At 52.0% G+C, this 6,525-nt stretch carries 4 protein-coding genes; all 4 read right to left on the bottom strand.

Annotation, left to right across the window (positions count from 1 at the left end; translation table 11 throughout):
- Nucleotides 1-1,063: 1,063 nt before the first annotated feature.
- Nucleotides 1,064-2,041 (bottom strand): ExeA family protein, encoded by a 978-nt coding sequence (locus tag AC4PR2_RS27155; protein WP_492175811.1) that lies wholly within the window; start codon nt 2,039-2,041, stop codon nt 1,064-1,066.
- The gene (locus AC4PR2_RS27150) at nt 2,041-3,693 is read right to left on the bottom strand and encodes a transposase family protein (protein ID WP_492175810.1); all 1,653 of its coding nucleotides are present in this window, start codon (nt 3,691-3,693) and stop codon (nt 2,041-2,043) included. Before AC4PR2_RS27150 ends, AC4PR2_RS27155 begins: the two co-directional genes overlap by 1 nt.
- Nucleotides 3,686-4,282, bottom strand: coding sequence for a recombinase family protein (locus AC4PR2_RS27145; protein WP_492175809.1), 597 nt, complete (start codon nt 4,280-4,282; stop codon nt 3,686-3,688). The genes AC4PR2_RS27150 and AC4PR2_RS27145 overlap by 8 nt, the downstream gene beginning before the upstream one ends.
- 255 nt (nt 4,283-4,537) lie before the next feature.
- On the bottom strand, nt 4,538-5,896 hold the full coding sequence (locus AC4PR2_RS27140; RefSeq protein WP_492175807.1) for a T6SS phospholipase effector Tle1-like catalytic domain-containing protein: 1,359 nt from the start codon (nt 5,894-5,896) through the stop codon (nt 4,538-4,540).
- Nucleotides 5,897-6,525: the final 629 nt, after the last annotated feature.

Genomic DNA, 6,525 nt, shown 5'->3' with positions numbered 1-6,525 from the left:
CGCGCCATTCTCGTGGCCTTTTCCCGGATTATTATGCGAAGCCAATACGCCATAGTGTTCGCAAAAGGCGGCATAGCTGTAGCGGCTTGCCAACATAATGGCCTCTGCTCGCAAACATCGGGAATTTCTGCTCGAATTATCTGACAATGGAGTGGCGCTCGTGCTCACGCTCTTTGCCAATGTGCTCGCAAACATCCGCTTCTGCTTGCAAACATCCGTCGTCTGCTCACTTTAATTGCCAATGGGGCAGTGACCCGGATGGCGTCGATAACGGCCCACTTTTACTCTCCCCGCAGTGACGCATAAACCTTCGTTTTGGCGGCTTACCCTGTTATTGCAAGTTTAAAATGCCACCCATTCCCGCAAAGTAGAAATGTCACTCCTAATAAGATCTATTGGCGACGAAACTGTAAAATGGCATAATTACTGAAATTGTATTAATCACCTCAAAAATCCATTTGATACGAGGTAATTAATTGATTTTATATAAAAAATTTACCCCTACACTGATAGCCTGCACCATGGCCGCTTTAATTAGCGGGTGTGACAATACAAACGCGGAACAAACGAACAAGATGGTCAAAGAAAATTATCCGGTTCAGGTGGCTTTGCACTCAATGGGTGAGCATTTCCAGGATAATGTTTCTAACTTAAGCGTAATTCAGCATGTGAATAGCGGGGGAATCACCTGATAAAGCGGTAGTTACAATTGAAGAATCAGGGTTGCTGGACGATTCCGTATCTGCCGAAAAAACCGTTTTTACAATGAGTTACCATAAAGATAGGTGGCAAATAGTGAGTCGAGTAAAAACGCAACGATGCTGGCCTGAGCGAGGACATCAAGACTTTTCAGAACAACCATGTAATTAGATTACCACTGCTTCTTTATGATTGCTGTTTAAGGCTGTTTCTGAACTCATCTGGATTGGTAGACCGGACAGAATTATGTGTCACGTTAAATTCTGGGCCTGTGAATTATTCTGTGTAAATAGCGTGTTGCATAATAAGCTTCTGTATGCAGGCTCCCACTACTGGTTCACATTATCTGCCGGCAACCGCAAGGTTAAATCGGTACGCCTGCCTGTCGCAGTTTCTCTGTCAGCTCGAGGGCTTGCTCAGGATCAAGGGTGCCACCCAGGAAGGCCCGGACATCGGATGGTCGCGCATTGAGTTGTGTGACCAAAGCCGCTGCATCGTAGCCGTTTCGGGTAAGGGTCGGTTCTAAATCGTCGATAGCGCGCGACAACACCTGTTCGACAATCTCGGCGGTGACGGGTTTGGTTCCGAGGCGAAAAGCCTGCTCGAACGCAAGGGTCAGATGCATCTCGATTTGAAGCGGTGTGCGCAGTCGCTCGGCGATAAGATCGATGGCGGCCTCTTCGAGCAGCTCACTAACTTTCACACCTTCGGCCGCACAGGCGCCAAGCAGCCATGCCACATAGTCGCGGCGCGCGGAGCCCAGCCCCTCGTAATCGAAAATGGTTGTTCGGTAACCGATTTCCTCCATCTGAGGGCGACGCAGATCATTGCGAAGCCGGGGATGTCCGACCAGAAGCACGGAGAGGAGGACGCCGGCATCGGCAACTACCTCCATCAGCCGTTTCAAGCCCGTTAACGTCTTATGGTGCAGGTCATGGGCTTCATCTACCACGAGAACGATCGGCCGCTTGCCCTTTTTCATCAGGTCGCGCAAATCACGTTCCCGCCGCTCGGCCTGTTTGGGGATCTTCACCTGCGCGCGATCACCGGGCGACAAATCGTAGAACAATGCTTCAATCAACGATGGCAGCGAAGTACGCCGTTTGTCTACCGCCAGCGATTTGGCGAGCGAGACCTTGCGGGCTTTGGTCAGTTCGGCCTCGATACGGCGCAGAAGGTGCGTTTTCCCCGAACCAACCAGGCCGGAGACCACGACAAGCCTGCCGGTCTGGACGGCCGCGCAAACCTCACGAATGAGGGTACGCTGATGTTCGGTCTCGAAGTTGCCCGCTCCCTGGAAAGGTCGGTCGAGGCCGTAACTGGACTGGACGTCTGCGAGTATCATTCTTCCCTCCTTCGCATCTGGAATCGTTCGCGGATACGGACCGCGATCGTCTTTTTATCGAGTGTTTCCGCAAGCAGTTCATCAATGAAGGTGCGCTCGACGACACTCATCGCGCCGATCGGCCGACCAAGCTGGGCGACAATCGCCCCACGGGCTGCAAGTGCCGTTGGCCAGGCGGTCTCTACCGTCGGCTCCGGAAACGGCGTTCGCCGTACGCTCAGTCCCGCCGTAGTCGGGGGCAGTGACGGCAATGGACGGTCCCCGCCGGTGACAGCGGCGCGGGGAAGCCCAAGCTGATCCGCCAACCGCACCACTTTGTCGAGCCGTTCTTCGGTCCGGCTCTTCTGATATTTGCGATAGCGAAAGAGGGGAACCGCCCCGCGCGAAGGCTGGAATGGCCCGAAACGTTTCCCCTCATGTTCGACAAACAGCTCCTGGTCGAACAGGCCCCAGAGCAGCGTCACCGTTTCTCCGGCAAGCTCAGGCTCCACCTCATAGGCGGCGCCCTCAACCGAGACGGTCGCATCGCCTGCAACCGTCCGTCGTTCGGGTTCGCGGGCAAAGGCACAGAACCGCTCCCATGAGCACATGGCCCGCACGCCGTCCGGGGGAAGGTGTCGCAACCAGTCCTCAATGCGCGCATGAGGTTCCGTGCGGTGTTCTCCGTTGTTGTAGGTGACCAGTGCGCGCCGTAACCAAAGATTGGCTTCCTCTTCATCCTTCGGTTTGTGAAAATGGTAAAGGGTTTCATGCACTTCCTTGATCGTGCGAAACGGCCGCTCGACCTTGCCTTTCGCCCGCGCCGCCGTGCGCCGCTCGTTGTCCGACGGTGGCATATGCGTAAGAACCCTGACGCCGAGACTGCCCATGACGGACTGGAAGACGCGTGAACGGCTTACCGGCCCGTTGTCCATATGGATAGCTGCGGGGATCCCCTGAAGCGGCAACTCGGGTTCAGGTTTGGCGGCGAAGGCGTTGTAGAGAAAGCTCAGGGCGGTTTCCGCATTTTCACCGTAAACGCAGCGGTATTCCTGATAGCACGCGCCGGAGCGATCATCGACCACGGAGAACAGCATCAGCGTCGGGCGACCGCGAGCTTCCTCGAGCCAGAGCGGCTTTTCGACCTGTTTCAGATCTGACGGACTCATATCGAAGTGCCAGAGTTCGTTGGCGCGTCGCGCCTGGAAACGAACGGCGGCCACCGGGCGGGTCACGCGCGTATAGTCGAGCCCGTAAACACGCAGCAACCGATCGATAGTTGCGCGTTTCAACAATCCGGGCGATGCGCGCACCAGGCCGTCGGGCGTTTCCACACCGTCTTCCTCCAGCAGTTTTATGGCACGCGCCGTGGAAATATGCCGCCCCTTGCGATTTGCCGTTCTGATCTTCAGGGCCGCGATGATTTCGGCATAGGTTTCCATCTCTGACTGCGGGGCTATCCGGGAAGTGCCGTGGTCGGCACGCCTGACCGATTTTGGGCGGTTCAACTCGCGTAACGCCCGATAGAGCGTCCAGATCGAAATTCCGTAGGCGTCAGCGGCACGAGTGACGATTTCGACGCGTCCCGGATCTCTGGGAGGAAGCAGCGACAACCGGCGCCGAATATCGACAAGGGCTTCTCCGGGTGGCCGCTTTCTCCGATCAGCCATGAGCGTCCTCCGCTCCCGCTATCTGGACGGCGCTGTCCTTCTTGCCGATATGGCGATAGAGGGTGGCCACAGAAACACCCATACGTTGTGCAATATTGCGAACCGGCAGAGAGCCCTCCTTCATCATGGCCCGCGCGGCTGCAATATCGCTCGGGCACATGGCGGGTGGGCGCCCCCCTTTTCGGCCACGTTGTCTCGCCTCTGCCAATCCAGCCGTCGTCCGCTCCCGGATCAGGGCGCGTTCAAACTGGGCGATTGCACCGAATACATGGAAGGTTAACATTCCGCCCGGCGTCGTCGTATCGATGCTCTCGGTCAAAGACACAAGCCCGATCTCCGCCCGCTCCAGCTCTTCCGCCGTCGCGATGAGTTTCTTCAATGAGCGCGCCAGACGATCGAGTTTCCAGACAACCAACGTATCGCCTGCCCGTAATACATCGGAAAGGATGTGGTTCAGCTCCGGTCGGTCGTCCCGGGCGCCGGATCCGCGCTCGGTAAATACCCTCTCGCAACCGGCGCGTCTCAGAGCCTCCAGTTGAAGTTCTGGATTCTGGTCTACCGTGCTGACCCTGGCGTATCCGATCCGCATAGTCACCTCTTAAATATTCTCAAAAGTCGTGGGAAGCGTAGCATTTCGCGATATTGGTATCAATAACAGTTTTGAGAAGGTTTTAGAGCGCAATTTGAGCGTCAGCACGCCCTTGCTGTGAATGACTCAAAAACGAAGGTTTATGCGTCACTGAGGTGAGAGGAAAAGTTGGCCGGTCACTCCCTCTATATCAACAGATTTTGGTGATTTAGCCCTCGACTTCCTTATCGAGGGCTTTTCTTCAGCTAACTACTATCAACTGTTGAAAATCTTTCTCTGCCATCCCGTATCAGGCCTGTTCGGTTGGTAATTATCAATAGCAGCACGGGGTTCTCGTATGCCCTCAGGCTTAACTTCTTGAGACAGTTCTTCCGGCGCATAGCCCCACGGCCATAATTCGTTTTTCCAAGAACTTGAGATATGGATGTAACGTGGGGTTATTTCGTCGATAATTTTTTGGTCGATTTGGGCCTCCTTGCCAATTAAAACATCCTCTGAAACTAATAATGCATGCTGATAATATCCCTTCAAGTCTTCTGGGATTTTATTTTCATAAAGCATCGCCTCATCAGCGAAAGGGCACCCTTTGTTAATCGCGGCTTTCAACATCAGCATCAGTGCCACGTACTGCAAATCTCCTGATACGTTTCTACGGCTGACACCTTGATGATAAGGGGCCGGGAGGTAACCGCTGACAACATCCGTGTTTTCCAATAAAACACTCCATTTACTGTCTTTTCTCAGCTGAGCTAGTTCATCGATAACTTTCTTTTTCGTATCACTAAGTATTGGTACACCATATTTAGCCTGAGTGATTTCTGAAATTTCGTTCTCTTGGCTTGCATAAGAACCGCCAATATCTGAATGAGCTCCAGGCAGCTCTAACTCAAAATAATTTCCGGACACACTGCTCAGCGGGAAATTATATCGGCACTCATGCTTGGCAGTTAACTGAAAAACAGTTTTCGCTGCATCCTTACCCAGCGCAACCTTCAAGCCATTGGTATCGCCGGTATCATGAGGATCCTCCCAGAATGTTCCAAGGCGCCAAATGGATGCAACAGTATCATAAAGCCCAAGAAATCTGACTTCTGGGATTTTACTGATTTCATAACCTTTTTCGTGAGCAACCTCCGTCAAAATATTCGTTACAGAAGGGTCTAAAGAATTAACCATATTAACGAAGTGTCGGGCAGTGGCAGCGCCACGACTGAACCCAAACACATCAAATGTCAAGGCTAATGTGTTTTTCTTCGAATCTGCTTGCGGCAGATTTTTTTTAATTCGCTCAGCAATTTGCGATACACTGTTGCTATATTTAGCAAACACGCCATATCCAGTAGTCACTAGTGGTACATCAACACCCATGGCTTGTACGAGAGTATTATCACCTTCTCCGTTTTTTGTTCCTGCACCTTCGATATAAACAGCTAAATTATCCTCATGATTTTTCCCGTAGTTTTTGTAAAGCCGGTAAATATTTGAGAACTTGCATTCGTCTTTTTCTTTAGCTGCCAGCAGGTTATTGGCATTTTGCCCTGTACCATCGAAGAAGACGCCGATTGTTAGTTTAACCAACTGTTTTACCTTGACTGCGCTTGTAATATGTTCCATAGCTAACTCCTTTCATGTTTTTAATAAAAGCCCCGTAAAGCATTTAATACCCCCTGCAAAAACAGTGGTTTCTGCTGATAGCTGATCATTACTGAGCAGATGTCGAGCTATAACGATAAAGCCGGGAGATATGCTCACATGCAGATTAGCGAGCTGGTTTAATGCATGAAATCAATCAGTGTTGTGTCAAGGTGCAAACAACACTGAATTAGAAGCGAGCGGATGCTTGGAGGCGCATACAGACGACAGCCGACCAGGTAAATAACGCTATATACAGGGATATCGGTGAGGTAAGCGTCCCGATTTAACCTTGCTGTCGCTGGCAATTAATGTGAGCAGAGGCGGATGTTTGCAAGCAGAAGTGGATGTTTGCGAGCACATTGGCAAAGAGCGTGAGCACAAACGCCGCTCCATTGTCAGATAATTCGAGCAGAAATTCCCGATGTTTGCGAGCAGAGGCCATTATGTTGGCAAGCCGCTACAACTACGGCGCCAGTGATGCCGCCTCGGTTTTTATCTTTGCCATTTTCTTTCGATAACTTTCTCCCTTTAGTTCATGGTTAGGAAACTCAATCGCCCCTTTTTGAGTTTCCTAACCATGAATTCAGGAAAAGGATCTCTCCATATAG

The organism is Serratia sp. A07 (genome assembly GCF_058725505.1).
This window is presented reverse-complemented; position numbering and strand designations above follow the sequence as displayed.

Excerpts from the sequence above, each read along its gene's own strand:
- AC4PR2_RS27150 (WP_492175810.1), bottom strand. The coding sequence starts at position 3,693 with ATGGCTGATCGGAGAAAGCGGCCACCCGGAGAAGCCCTTGTCGATATT.
- AC4PR2_RS27145 (WP_492175809.1), bottom strand. The coding sequence starts at position 4,282 with ATGCGGATCGGATACGCCAGGGTCAGCACGGTAGACCAGAATCCAGAA.
- AC4PR2_RS27140 (WP_492175807.1), bottom strand. The coding sequence starts at position 5,896 with ATGGAACATATTACAAGCGCAGTCAAGGTAAAACAGTTGGTTAAACTA.